A 15,461-nucleotide genomic window follows, 5' to 3' on the forward strand; every position below is an offset into this window, starting at 1 on the left:
GGGCGCAGGCCGCCCCGGCCGCGCCCGTCGCCCCGGCGGTCCCCGCCCCGGCCGCCGAGCGGCCGCAGGAGGGCTGACCGCCTGTCGGCGCCGAGGCCGGTGCAGTGGGTCCTAGACTCATCCGCAGTCTCCAGCGTTCGGGTGCGTTCAGCGGAAATCGCTAGACCTGCCCGACCAAGGCTCAAACGCGCTGAACCCCTCTGAACGGTGGCATGCAGAGTTGGAAAGCGTGTTGGGGGCAACTCCTCACGAGTTCGAATCTCGTATCCTCCGCAATTGCTCTCACCGGGCAATACACGTGGCCCCGACCAGATCCTGGTCGGGGCCTTCGTGATCTTCCGTCTCACTTTCCGTCTCAGTCGGGGTCTGTGGAGTCGGGAGCGCCCCGGAGGGCGTCGCCGATCTGCCCCGCCACCCTCTCCGGCATGGGGCCGGTCAGGTGCATGCAGCGCGCTCGCATACGGGCCGCACCGCCCGGCTCCCAGCCCATGATCGCGTCCACCACGGCATCGGGGACTCCCAGCAGAAGAAGAACGGTCCCCGCGGTGTGGCGTGCGTCGTGCAGTCGCCGATCCCGTACGCCGGCGTCTGTCAGGAGCTTCTTCCAGCGGTGGTAGTCGGTGTTCGGATCAGCGGACCGTCGGCCGGGGACGCGAAGGTCCGTTGACCGCGTCACGCCCTGCAGCCTGGGCTCTTTCTCCAGCTCGGGAAAGAAGCGGTGTCGAGTCGCTTCATCCATCTGCCACTCCTTTTCACCATGGCGAGTGACTTGCCGCACCGTTCAGCTGTGGTGGCCGTTGTCCGGGGTGTCCAAGTTCTGCTGATGGGGCTTCCTACAGCGTGGTCTCCACAGCAGAAAGGCGAATGAAAGGGAACATCGTGTCAAAGATCAGCTTCGAAGAGCTGGACGGCCTGACCGGGGAAATGCTGCCGGAGCGCTCGGTCCTGTCCACTCTCGCAGCCCCCTTCCACGGCTGGGGTGGCGGCGAGGGCGGCGCTGCCAGTGACCAGAACGGGATCGTGTCGAACGCCTGCCAGTCCCAGAATATTACCGGCACGCCGGGGCTCACCACGTTGCTCTTCGGCTCGAACGTCCCGAGCTCTTCCCTCACCTGCATGCCGGGGTCGACGGCCGTCTTCTAGTAACAAATGGCAGTGGCCGGGGCCTCGTCCCCGGCCATTCGCCTCACATCAGCACATGCTTTCAGGAACGTGCTGTCGGCGCCTGCAGTGTCCGGGCGCCTCATCTGAAGGTGTCACGGCACCGCATTTCCGGCATGAGGAAGGGTAGCCATGCCAGACATCGGCTATGAGGAACTCAACGCTCTCTCCGGGGAACTGCTCCCCGGAAGGACTCTGCTGTCCATCGTGCTTATCAGTTACGACAACAGCAGCCACCCCACATACAACTTCCCCGCAGGCGGTGGCCATAAGGGCGGGGGAGCCACGGTTGTCTATGCCTGCCAGGCCGAGAGTGTTCACGGCACGCCGGGGCTGCTCGGCTCGCTGGGCCTGGGTTCCAACAACCCCAGCAGCAGCATGACTTGTGTGCCGGCTGCGGTAACCACCCACTGAGACGCACACCCTCTGCAGCTGGCCGCGTTCACCGTGACGGAAGTACCCGAAGCGGAACGTGCCCTCGCGGCCGGGACCAGGGTTGGCGGCTCGAGAACGCCTCTGTCGCAGGCGGTGGAGCACACCCGGGTCCGGCCGCCGCAAGGGCCCGGCGGGAGAACTATTCCCTTGGGAGATCGCTATCAGTACGCAAGCACTCACGCTGAATCCGCCTGCCCTCGCTGGGGCAGTGCCCGTGCTCACCCAGGGAACCGAGCTGGTAGGCGAGTTCGCTGGTTCTGGGTATCGCCGCCCACCACATCTGGTGCACCGCTTCGACGGGCAGGTCATCCATCTGCCCGACCTGCTCTACGAGACCGCCAAGAGCCTCGAGCGGCACCAGGCCATGGCGACGAAATCCGGAGACGGTGGTCACCTTCTCGCTCGTGTGGCGCAGGAACTCACCCGGACCACGGGCCGTACCTTCACTGCCGAACACGTGGCCTTCGTGCTCGACAATAAACTAGCTCCGCTGGGGATCACCACCCGAAGCGACGGCACTCTTGCCGACTTCGCCAAGGTCGAACACCCGATCCTCGGTCTCCGCCACCGCGCCGCGCTCGTCTCCGAACAGGCCACGTGGATCGTCGCGGGGATTTTTGCCTGGTTGTTCCGGCCCCTCCTCGTGGCCATGGTCGTAACGGCGTTCCTGGCCACCGAGATCTGGCTGTTCGCCACCCAGGAGACCGGCCTCGCCGTGGCTCGGGTGATGTCTGACCCCGGCGGTATTCTCAGCATGGTGGGCCTGGCTATGGCCTCTGCTGCTTTCCACGAGATCGGCCACGCCGCAGCCTGCCGCTACGGGAAGGTACGCCCCGGGGCCATGGGATGCGGGATCTACCTGGTTTGGCCGGCCTTCTACACCGACGTCACCAACTCCTACCGACTCGGCCGAAGCGGACGACTGCGCATCGACCTGGGCGGTGTCTACTTCAACGGCCTGTTCATCCTCGGCCTGGCCGCGCTTTACCTCCACACTCCGTCCCCGGTGCTGCTGGCGACGATCCTGCTCATCAACCTGGAAGTCATCCAGCAGCTTCTGCCGACCCTCCGTTTCGACGGCTACTACATCATCTCGGACCTGGTCGGCATCCCGGACCTGTTCAAGTACATCGGGCCCATCCTGCGACGCGCCATCCTGCGACGCCCGCCGGAAGAACGTCTTCAGGCCCTCAAGCGATGGCCCCAGGTCGTCGTGACGATCTGGGTGCTTGCGGTACTGCCCGCTCTCGCCCTGCAAGTCGGCATCGTTCTCTTTCGCCTGCCCCAGATGGGGACGACGGCATGGGCCACCGCCACCACGCTCATCGTCAACGCGACCACCAGCACCACACCCGTGTTAAGCACCGCAGCGGCCTGCGTGCAGATCCTCTTCCTCCTGCTGCCGTTGGTCGGCGTCCTTCTCATCCTCTGGCAGCTGGTCAACATGGTTGTCCAACTTCTCCGCAAGCGCTGCGGCAAGCACGCGGCCCGGGCCCAAGGCAGCTGGCATGGCACCCCGTCGCTGCTGCTGTGGGGGGCCGTGGCCACCGTCGTTGCCGTCGGCCTGGCATACCTGCTGTGGACCCTGAGCCGCCCCGCGGTAGGGCCGTCAACCGATGAGGCGGCCGTCCGCCGCGCCACCGGAACAGGGCCGACAGCCCCTTGGGGAACACCGCCCGCCGAGGTGCGGCCCCCAACAAACACCGCGCCGCCCTCCGGCACCACCGGCGTCGGCCACGGCCGCGTCACGCTGCGAAACCCCAGCAGGGCAACTGCCGAAACTCACGCCGCCTCCGGACCATCCGACCGCGGGCACAGAACGCCGACCGCCACCGGACGCACCCTCACCCCCAACAGCAGCAGGGCCGACGCCCCGAACGCTTCTCAGGCACCACCTGAGCCACCGGGGAAAGACCACTCCTCAGATCCCGGACACTCACCCGAAGGTGCGTGTGCTCCCCTTATGCAACTGCCGCTCATTGAGGTCGGCGTGCTCAACATCTGTCCCTGATGCAGGGCTGCTGATTCGGGCCGTTCGGCCAGCATGGTCCGGGTTCGGGGAACTCTAGGGGGCCGGACCGTTCAAGGGCGCCGGTAGGCAAGCCTGCTTCGGTGGCCAGTCGCCCATGAACGCGGGTGAACGGCCCTGTACGCGGCTCCCCTCACGAGTTCGAATCTCGTATCCTCCGCCATTGCTCTCACCGGGCAATACACGTGGCCCCGACCAGATCCTGGTCGGGGCCTTCGTGATCTTCCGTCTCGGTTTCTGTCTCAGTCGGGGCGCTGCGGACTCGGGAGCGCCCACAGCGAGTCCCCGACCTGATCCGCCACCTGGCCTCAGCCGTCCGCGCCCTGTGCGGGCCCCATCGGCTTGTTGCCGTCGCCATGGCAGGCGTAGCCCCCAACCTTTGACTCAGGAGGCGAACACTCCGCACTCCGGGCAGGCCCGCGCGCCTTCGTCAGCCGTGGTCAGGCGCATGCCTCTTTGTTCGGCTTTGTCCGGCCGCCCGCTGTGCGCGATCGTGGTGAGTACACCGGCGGCATCACCAGGCCGCGGCGCGAGATCCGGATCGCTGGAAGGGTGCCGCTTTCAAGCGGGAGGAGCCGGTCGAATGTCCATGACCGAGAACTACGACATCCTCGTCATCGGCAGCGGCGAAGCGGGGAAATACCTCGCCTGGACGATGGCAGGTGAGGGGCACCGTACGGCTGTGGTCGAGCGGAAGCTGATCGGCGGGTCCTGCCCGAACATCGCCTGCCTGCCGAGCAAGAACATCATCCACTCGGCGAAGGTGCGCTCTTTCACCAGGCGCGCCGCCGAATTCGGGGTCGAGCTGGAGTCGGCGGCGACCAGCATGAAGGGCGTACAGGCCAGGAAGCGGGCGATGGTCGAGGGCCTGCGCCGGCTTCATCTGGACCGCTTCCAGGCCAGCGGCGCCGAGCTGATCATGGGCGAGGCGCGCTTCGTCGGCGAGAGGACGGTCGATGTCGAGCCGGCTGACGGCGGCAAGCGCCGGATCCGCGGTGAGCGGGTGTTCCTGGACCTGGGCACGCACGCGACCGTGCCCGAAGTGCCCGGTCTGGCTGCCGCCCGGCCGATGACCCACGTCGAGACGCTGGATCTGGACCGCCTGCCGGAGCATCTGATCGTCATCGGCGGCGGCTATGTCGGGCTGGAGTTGGCGCAAGCCATGCGCCGCTTCGGCGCGCGGGTGACCGTCATCGAGTATGGACCGCAGCTGGCCGGCCGCGAAGACGTCGACGTCGCGGCGGCGATCCTCGAACTGTTCCGCGACGAGGGGATCACCGTCCACCTCCGGACACACCTCCGGAGGGTCGATGGAGAATCCGGCCGTGACGTGCGCGCCGTCACCGACGGGCCGGACGGCGAGCGCGTGATCGACGGTACGGACCTGCTGGTCGGCGTCGGCCGCACGCCGAACACCGGCGGGATCGGGCTGGAGCGGGCCGGGGTGAAGCTGACCGACACGGGCTACGTCGCGGTCGACGAGCGCCTCGCCACCACAGCGGCCGGGGTGTGGGCCATGGGCGAGTGCGCGGGCAGCCCGGCCTTCACCCATGTGGCCTTCGACGACTTCCGGGTGGTGCACGACAATCTGCACGGAGGCGGCAGCACGACCACCGACCGCCTGGTGCCGTACTGCATGTTCACCGATCCCGAGTTGGCGCGGGTCGGCTGCAACGAGTCCGAGGCCAGGCACCGCGGCATCGGATACCGCGTGCTCACCCTGCCCATGGCGGCCGTTCTGCGGACCAGGACGCTGTCCGAGCCGCGCGGGTTCATGAAGATGCTGATCGCCGCGGACGGTGACGAGATTCTCGGATTCACCGCGTTCGGGTCCGAAGCCAGCGAACTCATGGCCGCCGTCCAGACGGCGATGATCAGCCGCACCCCGTACACGGCGCTGCGCAGTGCGATATTCGCCCACCCCACGGCATCCGAAGGGCTCACTTTCTTGCTGAGGGAACACCCCGGACCGCCCTCTGCCGTCCTTGACACTCCCTGACAGCCCCTCGCACGTCCTGGGCGATCGGGCCCGCGTCGTACTCGGCGACCATGCGCGGCCTGTACTCCGGGGAGAAACGGCGACGGTCGGGGCCTTCGTGATCTTCCGCCCGTGTGGGGTGTGTCATGCAGTCGTCGTAGGCCAGCGGTCCCACGAACGACGGTCACGGGCGACTACGACCGCCGTGCTGGGACCTCGGGGCCGCCTGCGCGACGAGCGCCGGAACGAAGCTATGACGAGGGCCGACGTCGACGAAATCGAGGCTGGTCGTGGCCGCCGCACCGCCTGCACGCTTGTCCTCGGCCGGGCCGCTGTTCGAACCCCCGGCTCTCGTACCTACGACGTCCATTCATGGGCGAGGAGGCCGAGGACAACCTGGTCGGCGAACGTGCCGTAGACCCAAGCCTTCCGCCGGAGCGTGCCCTCGATCGTGAACCCGGCTTTCGTCGCAGCCGCGATCATCGAGGCGTTGTCCGCCAGGGTCTCCACCTGCAGCCGTTGCAGTCCGCGCACCGCGAACCCGTACTCGCACAGCACCCGGACGACGTCCGAGCCGAACCCGCGGCCACGGGAAGCGGGGAGCAGGGAGATCCCCAGGTGAGCCGACCTGTTGTGCGTGTCGATGCCCCAAAGCAGGGCCTCACCGGCCAGTGCCTGCGAATCGAGTTCCACCACCGAGAAGGTCACCGCGTCGTCCGCCGGCTCGGCCAGCTCAGCCGGCCCTGGTGAAACCGGCCGCCAGGGGCGGCCGTCGCCGCGCGACCGGGTCACCACGTCGTTGTAGAGCTCTGCGAGAAAAACCGGAACGTCCGCCTCGTGCCGGGCCCGGAGCCCGATCTTTTCGCCGCGCATCATCCGGCATTGCTACCGCAAGGCGACGGGCTGATCAACCGAATAGTCTGGCCGGCCGCCGACCGGACCAGCGGCAACAGACGTGCCGGCCAGCCCCATTGGCAGTCACAGAAGCGGGCCCCGGCAGTCAGCCGGTCAGCTGGCTGCCTTGTACGGCGGCTCGGCGGCGGCGTACACCCCCGGCTGGGCGGGAGCCGGGGCGGCGACCGCGGTCGGCTTGCGGAGGAGGAGGAGGGCGGCGTCGTCGTGGAGGCGGCCGCCGACGTGGGAGAGGAGCTCGGAGTGGAGGGCGGCGAGGGTCCGAGCGGACGGCTGCCAGTACGCGTTCGCGGCGCACGCGCTCCGCGCTGGCCAGGCCGCTGGCCAGGGCGACGGCGACCAGCGCGGACAACACGATCGCCTGCTCGTGGCCCCCCGCACCGCCCCGGGTGCTGAGCAGGGCGCCCAGCGCCACCGCGAGGACGCCGATGCGGAGGACTCCCCACGGCCTGCTGGTGGCGGCGGCCAGGGCGGGCCCGACGGCGAGCAGCGGCAGCCAGCTGAGCCCGGCTCCGCTGACGAGGGCCACGACCGCGACGGCGCAGACGATCAGTACGGGAACGCCGCCGGCGAGGTGTGCGCCGGCAGTGGTGAGTCGTTTCCGGAGTCGTGAGGTCGGCAGTTGCGAGGTCGGCCAGTGGTTGAGCTGGTGGTCTCGGGCATGGGTCATGTCCGCTTTCGCAACTCTTTCTGCTCACGACGCGCGCGCCTGAATGTCCGTTTCATCCAGGGAACGGGTAGTTGTGCGGGGGCCGCAAGGCCAGGGTTTTCAGATAGTGAGCGAAAGGCCCCTGGTCACCCGATTCGCGGTCGGGAGCAGCCGCGCCCGGACCTCGTCGATGCGGGAGAGCCGGTCGGCCCGGAGGGAGACGCCGAGAGAGCCAAGGGTGTCCCCGCTGTACACGGGTACGGCGACGCAGACCGTACCGAGGGAGTACTCCTCCAGGTCCGTGACCGCCGGGGCGGTGGGGGCCGCGTCGAGCTGGCGGAGCAGTTCGGAGCGGTGGGTGATGGTGCGGGGTGTGAGGTCGGCGAGGGAGTGCCGGGAGAGGTAGTCGTTGCGGGAGTCGCCGTCCAGCTCGCGCAGCACGCACTTGCCCAGCGCGGTGGCGTGCCCGGCGTCCTCGAATCCCACCCAGAGGTCGACCCGGGGTGCCCTGGGGCCGTCGACGATCTCGGCGACGCGGATCTCGCCGTCTTCGTAGAAGGTCAGGTAAGCGGCGGCCGACAGTTCGTCCCGCAGCGCTGCCAGCGTGGGCCGGATGCGGGTGAGGAGCTCCTGCCCGCGACTTCCGGCGTGCAGCAGGTGCAGCTTGTCCCCGATGACGAACCCGCCGTCGTCCAGCTTTCGTACGTACCCGTCATGGGCCAGCGTCCGCAGCAGGTGGTAGGTGGTGGCCAGGGGCAGCCCCACCTCGCGTGCCAGTTGCTTCGCGGGGGCGCCGCCCTCGTGGGCCGCTACGGCTTCCATCAAGCGGAAGGCTCGCTGCACGGATGTGATGAGCGTAGGGCCGTCCTGAGCACCCATGCCCCAAGCTTGCGCTCGGCGCACCGCGGCGGCAAGTTTCCGCGATGCGCCCGTCAGCTCGTGCGGACGGCGCTTGCCTCGGCTTCGGCGGCGATGTTACGGGCCATGCCGCCGAACACCATGGCGTGGAAGGGGGACACGCCCCACCAGTACAGATGCCCGGCGAGGCCGCGGGGGTGGAACAGGGCTTGCTGTCGGAACACCGTCCCGCCACCCGCCGGGTCACGGTCGACCCTCAACTCCAGCCAGGCCAGTCCCGGCAGCCGCATCTCGGCCCGCAGCCGCAGCAGCCGGCCGGGGTCGATCTCCTCCACCCGCCAGAAGCCGAGGCAGTCCCCGACCCTCAGCCGTGCCGCGTCCCGGCGGCCCCGGCGCAGGCCCGCGCCGCCCACCAGGCGGTCGAGCCAGCCCCGCAGTGCCCAGGCCCAGGGCGAGGAGTACCAGCCGTTCTCGCCGCCGATGGCCTCCACCACCCGCCACAGTGCCTCCGGCGACGCGTCGACGGCGCGCTCGCGGTGGTCCGTGTAGAGGCTGCCGCCCGCCCAGTCGGGGTCGGTCGGCAGCGGATCGCTGGGCGCGCCGGGGGCGGAGGCGGAGGTCCTGGGGGTCCCCCCGGACGGAGTCTGGGGGAGGGGGGCCACGTCGGCGTCGCGAATACGTGTCAGGGCCAGCCGGAGCGCCTGGTCGAGCCCGAGGGGACCGCCCGGGGGGTCCGGCACGTAGCGCGCGAGGTCGTGTTCGGCGCAGACGACCTCGTGCCGCAGCGATTCGACCAGCGGCCGTGCGACGGCGCCCGGCACCGGTGTGACCAGGCCGACCCAGAGGCTGGACAGGCGTGGGGAGAGCACCGGCACAGGAACGATGACCCGCTTCGGCAGTCCCGCGACAGCGGCGTACCGCCGCATCATCCCCTCGTACGTGAGGACGTCCGGGCCGCCGATGTCGAACGTACGGTTCACGTCGTCCGGCAGCCGCGCGCACCCAACGAGCAGGCGGAGCACATCGCGCACGGCGATCGGCTGCGTCCGCGTGCTCACCCAACTCGGCGTCACCATGGCCGGCAGCCGCTCGGTCAGATAGCGCAGCATCTCGAACGACGCCGAGCCCGAACCGATGACCACAGCGGCCCGCAACGCGGCGGTCGGCACCCCCGAGGCCATGAGGATGCGGCCCACTTCCGCCCGGGACCGCAGATGCGGTGACAGCTCACGCTCGGGCACCCCTTCCGGGGTCAAACCGCCGAGATAGACGATCCGGCGGACCCCGGCAGCGCGAGCCGCCTCGCCGAACAGCCCGGCCGCGCGGCGGTCGGCCTCCTCGAAGCCGGACCCGCTGCCCAGCGCATGCACCAGGTAGTACGCGACGTCCATGCCCTCCAGCGCCGCCCTGACGGAGTCCCCGTCCGTCACGTCCCCGCGTACGACCTCCACCCGTCCGGCCCACGGATGATCGCGCAACTTGCCGGGTGAACGGGCCAGACACCGTACGGAATGTCCCGCCGCCAGCAGCTCGGGCACCAGCCTGCCCCCGATATAGCCGGTCGCCCCGGTCACCAGGCACCGTAGCGCCCGACTGTCGGTAGCCATGCCGGTCCTCCAGAAGGCCAGAAGGCAGGGTGCCGCTTCCCCTCAGCCATCCTTGAACCGGCCGACGGCCCCCGCAACCGCAGGTCCGGTAGGCCGTGAGCGTGCATGCCCGCGAGAAGTAGGTCCCCCACGATGCCAAGACCCGACGGCAAGGCCCCCTTGCTCCTCGCACGCCTCGCGCAAGGCGCGATCGCGGCGGTGGTGGTTGCGGACGTGTTCCGGCTGGTGGCCGTCAGGGCCCACGACGTGCATCCCACGGACGCGTCGCTGAGCACGTCGGGCTTCGCGTCGTTGGTCTTCGTCTACCTGATGGCTCTCGCGTTCGTGCTCTTCCTCGTCTGGCTCAGCCGGTGCCGACGGAACGCGGAGCTTCTCTCCCCGGGCACTGCCGCCGTGAACGGTTTCTGGGCCGTCGTCGCCTGGCTCATCCCGTTCGTCAATCTCTGGATCCCCCGACAATTCGTTCTGGACATCGATCGCGCGACCACCGGCACCTCGGAGAGCGGGCGCAACTCGGTTCTGGGAGAGCTGATCGGGACGTCCTGCTGGGAGGTGGCCAGGAGCGGAGCCGCGGGCGCCACCCCGGTGATGGCACTGGCGGCGCCGTGACGTCTCACAGTGAGACACCGTGCACTCCCCGCCTGCGGCAGCCTCGGAGCAGCGCCGCCGCCAGGGCGAGCGCGAGCGGGAGGAGGCCGGGCCGTGATGATGAGGTCGTGGGGACACCAGGAGAGGCTGAAGGCGCTGGGCGGCGTGGGGCCGGGGTTGGCCGTGGTGGGGGTGGCGCTGGGGTGCTGGGAGGGGGTGGGGTTGTGGCTGGGGAGGATGTACGCCGGGTCTCGGGGTGGGCCGCGGGAGCGGTGACGGGCGGGCTCAGAGCCGGATGCCGTAGGCGGTGACCTTGCGGTAGATGGTGGCGCGGGAGATGCCGAGGGCGCGGGCGGCCTTGGTCTTGTCGCCGCCGTGGTCGAGGAGGGCCTGGACGATCATGTCGCGTTCGGTGGACTCCCAGGGGGACAGGGGGTGCTGGGCCTGGGAGAGCAGGGTCGGCGGCAGGTCGGTCTCCTCGATCATCGGCCCTGTGCGGTGCGCTTCGGCGTACCGGAGGGACCCTTCGAGCTGGCGTACGTTGCCCGGCCAGGGGGCCCGGGACAGGGCTCGGAGGGCGGCGTCGGTACAGCGGATGGCGTCGTCGCCCCTGCTGTGGCGGGCGAGCAGGCCGGCCGCCAGCGCCGGGATGTCGGCGGTGCGGTGGCGCAGCGGGGGCACGGTGACCTCGGCGCTGAACCGTCCCGTCAGGGTGGTGAAGGCGGGGGCCGTGGTGCCGGTGACAGCAGTGGTGTGCCGGTCGCGGGTGAGCAGGCCGGCGACCCAGCCGGAGCGCCCGGCGGTGGCACACAGCACCCCGTCGAGCTGTACGGCGACGGATGAGGGCAGCAGGTCGAGGTGGCGCAGGACGACGGTGCCCTGGTCCTCGGCGAGATCCCGGAACACCGCTTGCAGCCAGCGTGCCGTCGCACCTCGCGCGTTGGCGGCGTCGTGCACGGCGAAGGGGCTCGTCGGGCCGGCGTGCCGGTGGGCGCCCCGGACCAGTTCGAGCTTGCCGGTGCCCGCCTCGCCCTCCACGAGGGTCCAGCGGCTCTGCTCACACTGACGTACGAGCTGGGCGACGGCGCTGCCGAACACCGGGCTCGACCCGATGACGCCGGGCAGCCGGAGCGTACGGGACGGTGTGCGCGGGGCGGGCTCGTGCCGCTCGGCGACGATGCGCAGCTCGAGCAGGTATCCCGCCGGGGCCCCGCCCGCCGCCGGGCCGGCCACCGGCTCGCCGCGCACCTGTACGGTCCGGCCGTCGCTGAGCAGCAGCCGCTGGTCGAGGCCGTCCGGCTGGTCGGCGGCGATCTCGCGGAGCCTGCGGTGGTCGGCCGGGCTGAGCAACTCCGTGGCGGCGGCGTCGGCGAGCAGCAGGCCGTCGGTGAGGGTGACGAGCGCCCGGCGTGAGCCGGGGCGCGAGGTCAGGAAGGCGCGCAGGGCGGCGCGCTCACGCTCGGAGCCGATGTCGAGGACGCGTTCCTCGATGTCGGCGGCGGCCTCCCTGACCAGCGCCAGCATCAGCGGGGAGGCGGTGTGCTGCCAGGAGGTCAGGTCGATCAGGCCGAGCAGCCGCCCGCTGGCCAGGTTGCGGATGGGGGCGGCGGCGCAAGACACCCGCTGGAGGCGCTCGGAGAAGTGCTCCGAGCCGAAGACGTGGGAGGTCCGGCCCTCCTCGGCGGCGGTGCCGATGCCGTTGGTGCCGACGTACTCCTCGGCGTAGCTGAAGCCGGGCGCGAGGCTGATCTCGTCGAGGTGGCGGTGGAGCGCGTGGTCGCCGGTCCTGCGTTCGCGCACCCGCCCCCGGGAGTCGGTCAGGATGAGGCACATCGGGGTGCCGTGCAGCGCGTCGGACAGCCGGTCGAGGACGGGCCCGGCGGCGGTGGCGAGCCGGGAGTGCGGGTCGAAGTCGGCGTTGTACGGGGTCTCGATACGGTCGGCGTCCACGCCGAAGAAGCGCGAACGGCGCCAGGAGTCGAGGATCGGAGGGCGCACCTCGGCCCGTGAGACGTTCTCGTCCTCCAGCTCGCCCTCCAGGAACCGGGTCCGCGCGCGGACCGGATTGGGGTGCGGGACGGCACGCTCCAGGCTGATCCGCGAGCCCGTGAGCGGCGGTTTCCTCTGTTCCACGGGTGACACGTGGTCCATGGGTTCGATGGCTTCCATCGGCGTGTGCCCCTCTGCCGTGGAGTGACTCTCCGGATCCGGGGGGTTTCCTGCACGTTACGTCCGGTGGTCCCGCGATGGCCAGTCCCATGTTCGCGAGGCCGTCTCAACTTGAGACGTCCGGCGCTTGCGGACGACCCCACGATGGCAGCACCCCAGCCGCAGACGGCAGTGCGCCGCCGCAGGACCGGACGGGGCAGACCGAGGATTTTCACCTCGCCGCCGAGTCAGCCGGAGGAGCATCACCCGTGAGCCGACAGAGCCTGAGCAAGGCGCACAAGAAGATCACCGAGTTGTCGTGGGAGCCGACGTTCGCCACGCCGGCCAACCGCTTCGCGACCGACTACCGCTTCGACAGGGCCCCCAAGAAGGACCCGCTCAAGCAGGTCCTGCGCTCCTACTTCCCGATGGAGGAGGAGAAGGACAACCGGGTCTACGGCGCGATGGACGGCGCCATCCGGGGCAACATGTTCCGCCAGGTCCAGCAGCGCTGGATGGAGTGGCAGAAGCTGTTCCTGTCCATCATCCCGTTCCCGGAGATCAGCGCGGCCCGTGCCATGCCGATGGCGATCGGCGCGGTGCCCAACCCTCAACTGCACAATGGGCTCGCCGTACAGATGATCGACGAGGTCCGTCACTCGACGATCCAGATGAACCTCAAGCGCCTCTACATGAATCACTACATCGACCCCGCCGGGTTCGACATCTCCGAGAAGGCGTTCGCCAACTGCTACGCCGGCACTATCGGCCGGCAGTTCGGCGAAGGGTTCATCACCGGTGACGCGATCACCGCCGCCAACGTCTATCTGACGCTCGTCGCGGAGACCGCCTTCACGAACACCCTGTTCGTGGCGATGCCCGCCGAGGCCGCGGCCAATGGGGACTACCTGCTGCCGACCGTCTTCCACTCGGTGCAGTCGGACGAGTCCCGGCACATCTCCAACGGGTACTCGATCCTGCTGATGGCGCTCGCCGACGAGGAGAACCGCCAGTTGCTGGAGCGCGACCTGCGCTATGCCTGGTGGAACAACCACTGCGTCGTGGACGCCGCCATCGGCACCTTCATCGAGTACGGCAGCAAGGACCGCCGCAAGGACCGGGACAGCTACGCCGAGATGTGGCGCCGCTGGATCTACGACGACTACTACCGGTCGTACCTGATGCCGCTGGAGAAGTACGGCCTGAAGATCCCGCACGACCTCGTCGAGCAGGCCTGGCACCGGATCTGGGACCAGGGCTACGTCCACAAGGTCGCCCAGTTCTTCGCCACCGGCTGGCCGGTGAACTTCTGGCGGATCGACGGGATGACGGACGAGGACTTCGAGTGGTTCGAGTCCAAGTACCCCGGCTGGTACGCCGAGTACGGCGCCTGGTGGGAGGCGTACAACCGGCTCCGGCACCCGGGTGCCAACAAGCCGATCGCCTTCGAGGACGTCGGCTACCAGTACCCGCACCGCTGCTGGACCTGCATGGTGCCGTGCCTGATCCGACAGGACATGGTGGTCGACAAGGTCGACGGCCAGTGGCGCACATACTGCTCCGAGACCTGCGCGTGGACCGACACGACGGCCTTCCGGCCCGAGTACGAGGGCCGGCCGACCCCGTCCATGGGGCGGCTGACCGGCAAGCGCGAGTGGGAGACGGTCTACCACGGGCAGGACCTCGCCGACATCGTCACCGACCTCGGGTATGTACGCGACGACGGGAAGACCCTCGTCCCGCAGCCGCACCTGGACCTCGACGACCCGAAGAAGCTGTGGACGCTGGACGACGTCCGGGGCAACACCTTCGTCAGCCCCAACGTGTCGCTCAACGAGATGTCCGACGAGGAGCGCGAGGCGCACATCGCGGACTACCGCGGCCGCAGCAACATCACGCCGTCCACGGTCTGAGCCGACCGGCGGGGCCCTTGCGCCCGAAGGCCCCAGGGCCCCGCCCCGCCGCCTTCCCTACACCCGTCACCTGTCACTCGTACCCGTCACCCGTCCCCCGTCACGGAAGGCCTGGTCCCGTGGGCGACAAGCACCGCATTCGATTCGAACCGGTCGGCATCGAGATCGAGGCCGACGAGGACGAGACCGTACTGGACGCCGCGTTCCGCCAGGGCGTCATGCTGATGCACGGCTGCAAGGAGGGCCAGTGCTCGTCCTGCAAGTCCTTCCTGCTCGACGGCGACCAGCAGATGGAGCGCTACTCCACCTTCGCGCTGGCCGACTACGAGAGCGAGGAGGGATACGTCCTGCTCTGCCGGACGCACGCCTTCGGCGATCTGAGCGTGGAACTGATCAACTACGACGAGGAGATGCTGCTCAACGGCATCCCGCCCCGCGAGGCCCGCACCACGGTCGCCGCGGTCGAGCCGCTCACCCCTGACATCGTCCGGCTCGCCCTGGACATCGACGCCGGCGACGAGATCCCGTACCGCACAGGGCAGTACGTGGACATCGGGGTGCCCGGTACCGACCAGTGGCGGTCCTTCTCGATGGCCGGTCTGCCGGGTGAAGGCCCTGGCGGCAGGCTCGAGTTCCTCATCAAGCGCTACCCGGGCGGCATGTTCTCCGGGTTGCTCGACAGCACTCTGAGCCCCGGCGATGCGCTGACGGTCAAGGGTCCCTACGGCACCTGCGTGATGCGCGACGCCCCGGACCGCGACCTGATCCTGCTGGCGGGCGGCGCCGGCATGGCGCCGGTCCTGGCCCAACTGCGCGGCCTGGCCGCGACCGGCAGCGCCCGGCGCACCCGGTTCTACTACGGGGCGCGCACCGAGCGGGACCTGTTCGCCCTGGACGAGATCGCCAAGCTCGGTGCAGGCCTCACGGACTTCGCCTTCCTGCCGGCCCTGTCCGAGGACCCGTCGGGCAGCTACGAGCAGGGGCTGATCACCGAGGTCGTCGACCGCCACGAGGGCGATCTGTCGGGCGCCGACGCGTATCTGTGCGGGCCGCCGCCGATGTGCGACGCCGCGATGGAGTTGCTCACCGGCAAGGGCATGCCCGAGGAGCGGATCTTCCTGGACAAGTTCACCACTTCCACCGACACCTGACCCGACCCGTCCGATCCGATCTGACCGATGCG

The 15,461-nt window shown here is 69.5% G+C and carries 12 protein-coding genes and 1 pseudogene; 7 read left to right on the top strand and 6 right to left on the bottom strand.

From position 1 onward, the window contains the following. Positions 1-355: 355 nt before the first annotated feature. Positions 356-657: pseudogene (locus tag EFK10_RS15100) on the bottom strand (tyrosine-type recombinase/integrase); the annotation flags it as partial. Between the two features lie 222 nt (positions 658-879). Here EFK10_RS15100 and EFK10_RS15105 point away from each other — a divergent pair. The 4 genes from EFK10_RS15105 to EFK10_RS15120 all read left to right on the top strand — a co-directional run bounded on the left by EFK10_RS15105 (position 880) and on the right by EFK10_RS15120 (position 5,624). Further along, positions 880-1,143 carry a hypothetical protein gene (locus EFK10_RS15105; RefSeq protein WP_127356210.1) on the top strand — a complete coding sequence of 88 codons (264 nt, stop codon included), beginning with the start codon at positions 880-882 and terminating at the stop codon, positions 1,141-1,143. A gap of 150 nt (positions 1,144-1,293) precedes the next feature. Further along, positions 1,294-1,575 carry a hypothetical protein gene (locus EFK10_RS15110; RefSeq protein WP_127356211.1) on the top strand — a complete coding sequence of 94 codons (282 nt, stop codon included), beginning with the start codon at positions 1,294-1,296 and terminating at the stop codon, positions 1,573-1,575. 235 nt (positions 1,576-1,810) lie between these two features. Next, a complete protein-coding gene (locus EFK10_RS15115) occupies positions 1,811-3,607 on the top strand; it encodes a hypothetical protein (protein ID WP_127356212.1) in 1,797 nt (598 codons plus the stop codon). A 601-nt stretch (positions 3,608-4,208) separates the two neighbouring features. Beyond that, positions 4,209-5,624 (top strand): FAD-dependent oxidoreductase, encoded by a 1,416-nt coding sequence (locus tag EFK10_RS15120; RefSeq protein WP_127356213.1) that lies wholly within the window; start codon positions 4,209-4,211, stop codon positions 5,622-5,624. Between the two features lie 336 nt (positions 5,625-5,960). On the opposite strand, the gene EFK10_RS15125 is transcribed toward EFK10_RS15120, so the two are convergent. The 4 genes from EFK10_RS15125 to EFK10_RS15140 form a co-directional block, all read right to left on the bottom strand. Next, positions 5,961-6,479 carry a GNAT family N-acetyltransferase gene (locus tag EFK10_RS15125; RefSeq protein WP_127356214.1) on the bottom strand — a complete coding sequence of 173 codons (519 nt, stop codon included), beginning with the start codon at positions 6,477-6,479 and terminating at the stop codon, positions 5,961-5,963. A gap of 124 nt (positions 6,480-6,603) precedes the next feature. Beyond that, positions 6,604-7,185 (bottom strand): hypothetical protein, encoded by a 582-nt coding sequence (locus EFK10_RS48665; RefSeq protein WP_206305459.1) that lies wholly within the window; start codon positions 7,183-7,185, stop codon positions 6,604-6,606. A gap of 99 nt (positions 7,186-7,284) precedes the next feature. Further along, positions 7,285-8,043, bottom strand: coding sequence for an IclR family transcriptional regulator (locus tag EFK10_RS15135; RefSeq protein ID WP_127356215.1), 759 nt, complete (start codon positions 8,041-8,043; stop codon positions 7,285-7,287). A 53-nt stretch (positions 8,044-8,096) separates the two neighbouring features. Continuing rightward, a complete protein-coding gene (locus tag EFK10_RS15140) occupies positions 8,097-9,629 on the bottom strand; it encodes an SDR family oxidoreductase (RefSeq protein WP_127356216.1) in 1,533 nt (510 codons plus the stop codon). 132 nt (positions 9,630-9,761) lie between these two features. Between EFK10_RS15140 and EFK10_RS15145 the strand changes: the two genes are divergently transcribed. Next, a complete protein-coding gene (locus EFK10_RS15145; RefSeq protein WP_164836009.1) occupies positions 9,762-10,238 on the top strand; it encodes a DUF4328 domain-containing protein in 477 nt (158 codons plus the stop codon). Between the two features lie 264 nt (positions 10,239-10,502). Here the strand turns inward: EFK10_RS15145 and EFK10_RS15150 are convergent, their stop codons facing one another. Beyond that, the gene (locus tag EFK10_RS15150; RefSeq protein ID WP_164836010.1) at positions 10,503-12,350 is read right to left on the bottom strand and encodes a sigma-54-dependent Fis family transcriptional regulator; all 1,848 of its coding nucleotides are present in this window, start codon (positions 12,348-12,350) and stop codon (positions 10,503-10,505) included. A gap of 284 nt (positions 12,351-12,634) precedes the next feature. Between EFK10_RS15150 and EFK10_RS15155 the strand changes: the two genes are divergently transcribed. Together EFK10_RS15155 and EFK10_RS15160 are read left to right on the top strand one after the other, a co-directional pair. Further along, on the top strand, positions 12,635-14,278 hold the full coding sequence (locus EFK10_RS15155; RefSeq protein WP_127356219.1) for a ferritin family protein: 1,644 nt from the start codon (positions 12,635-12,637) through the stop codon (positions 14,276-14,278). Between the two features lie 119 nt (positions 14,279-14,397). Then, positions 14,398-15,429, top strand: a complete 1,032-nt coding sequence (locus EFK10_RS15160) for an FAD-binding oxidoreductase (RefSeq protein WP_127356220.1) — start codon at positions 14,398-14,400, stop codon at positions 15,427-15,429. The last annotated feature ends 32 nt before the right edge of the window (positions 15,430-15,461 follow it).

Source organism: Streptomyces soli, from assembly GCF_003999195.1.
Lineage (GTDB): Bacteria > Actinomycetota > Actinomycetes > Streptomycetales > Streptomycetaceae > Actinacidiphila > Actinacidiphila soli.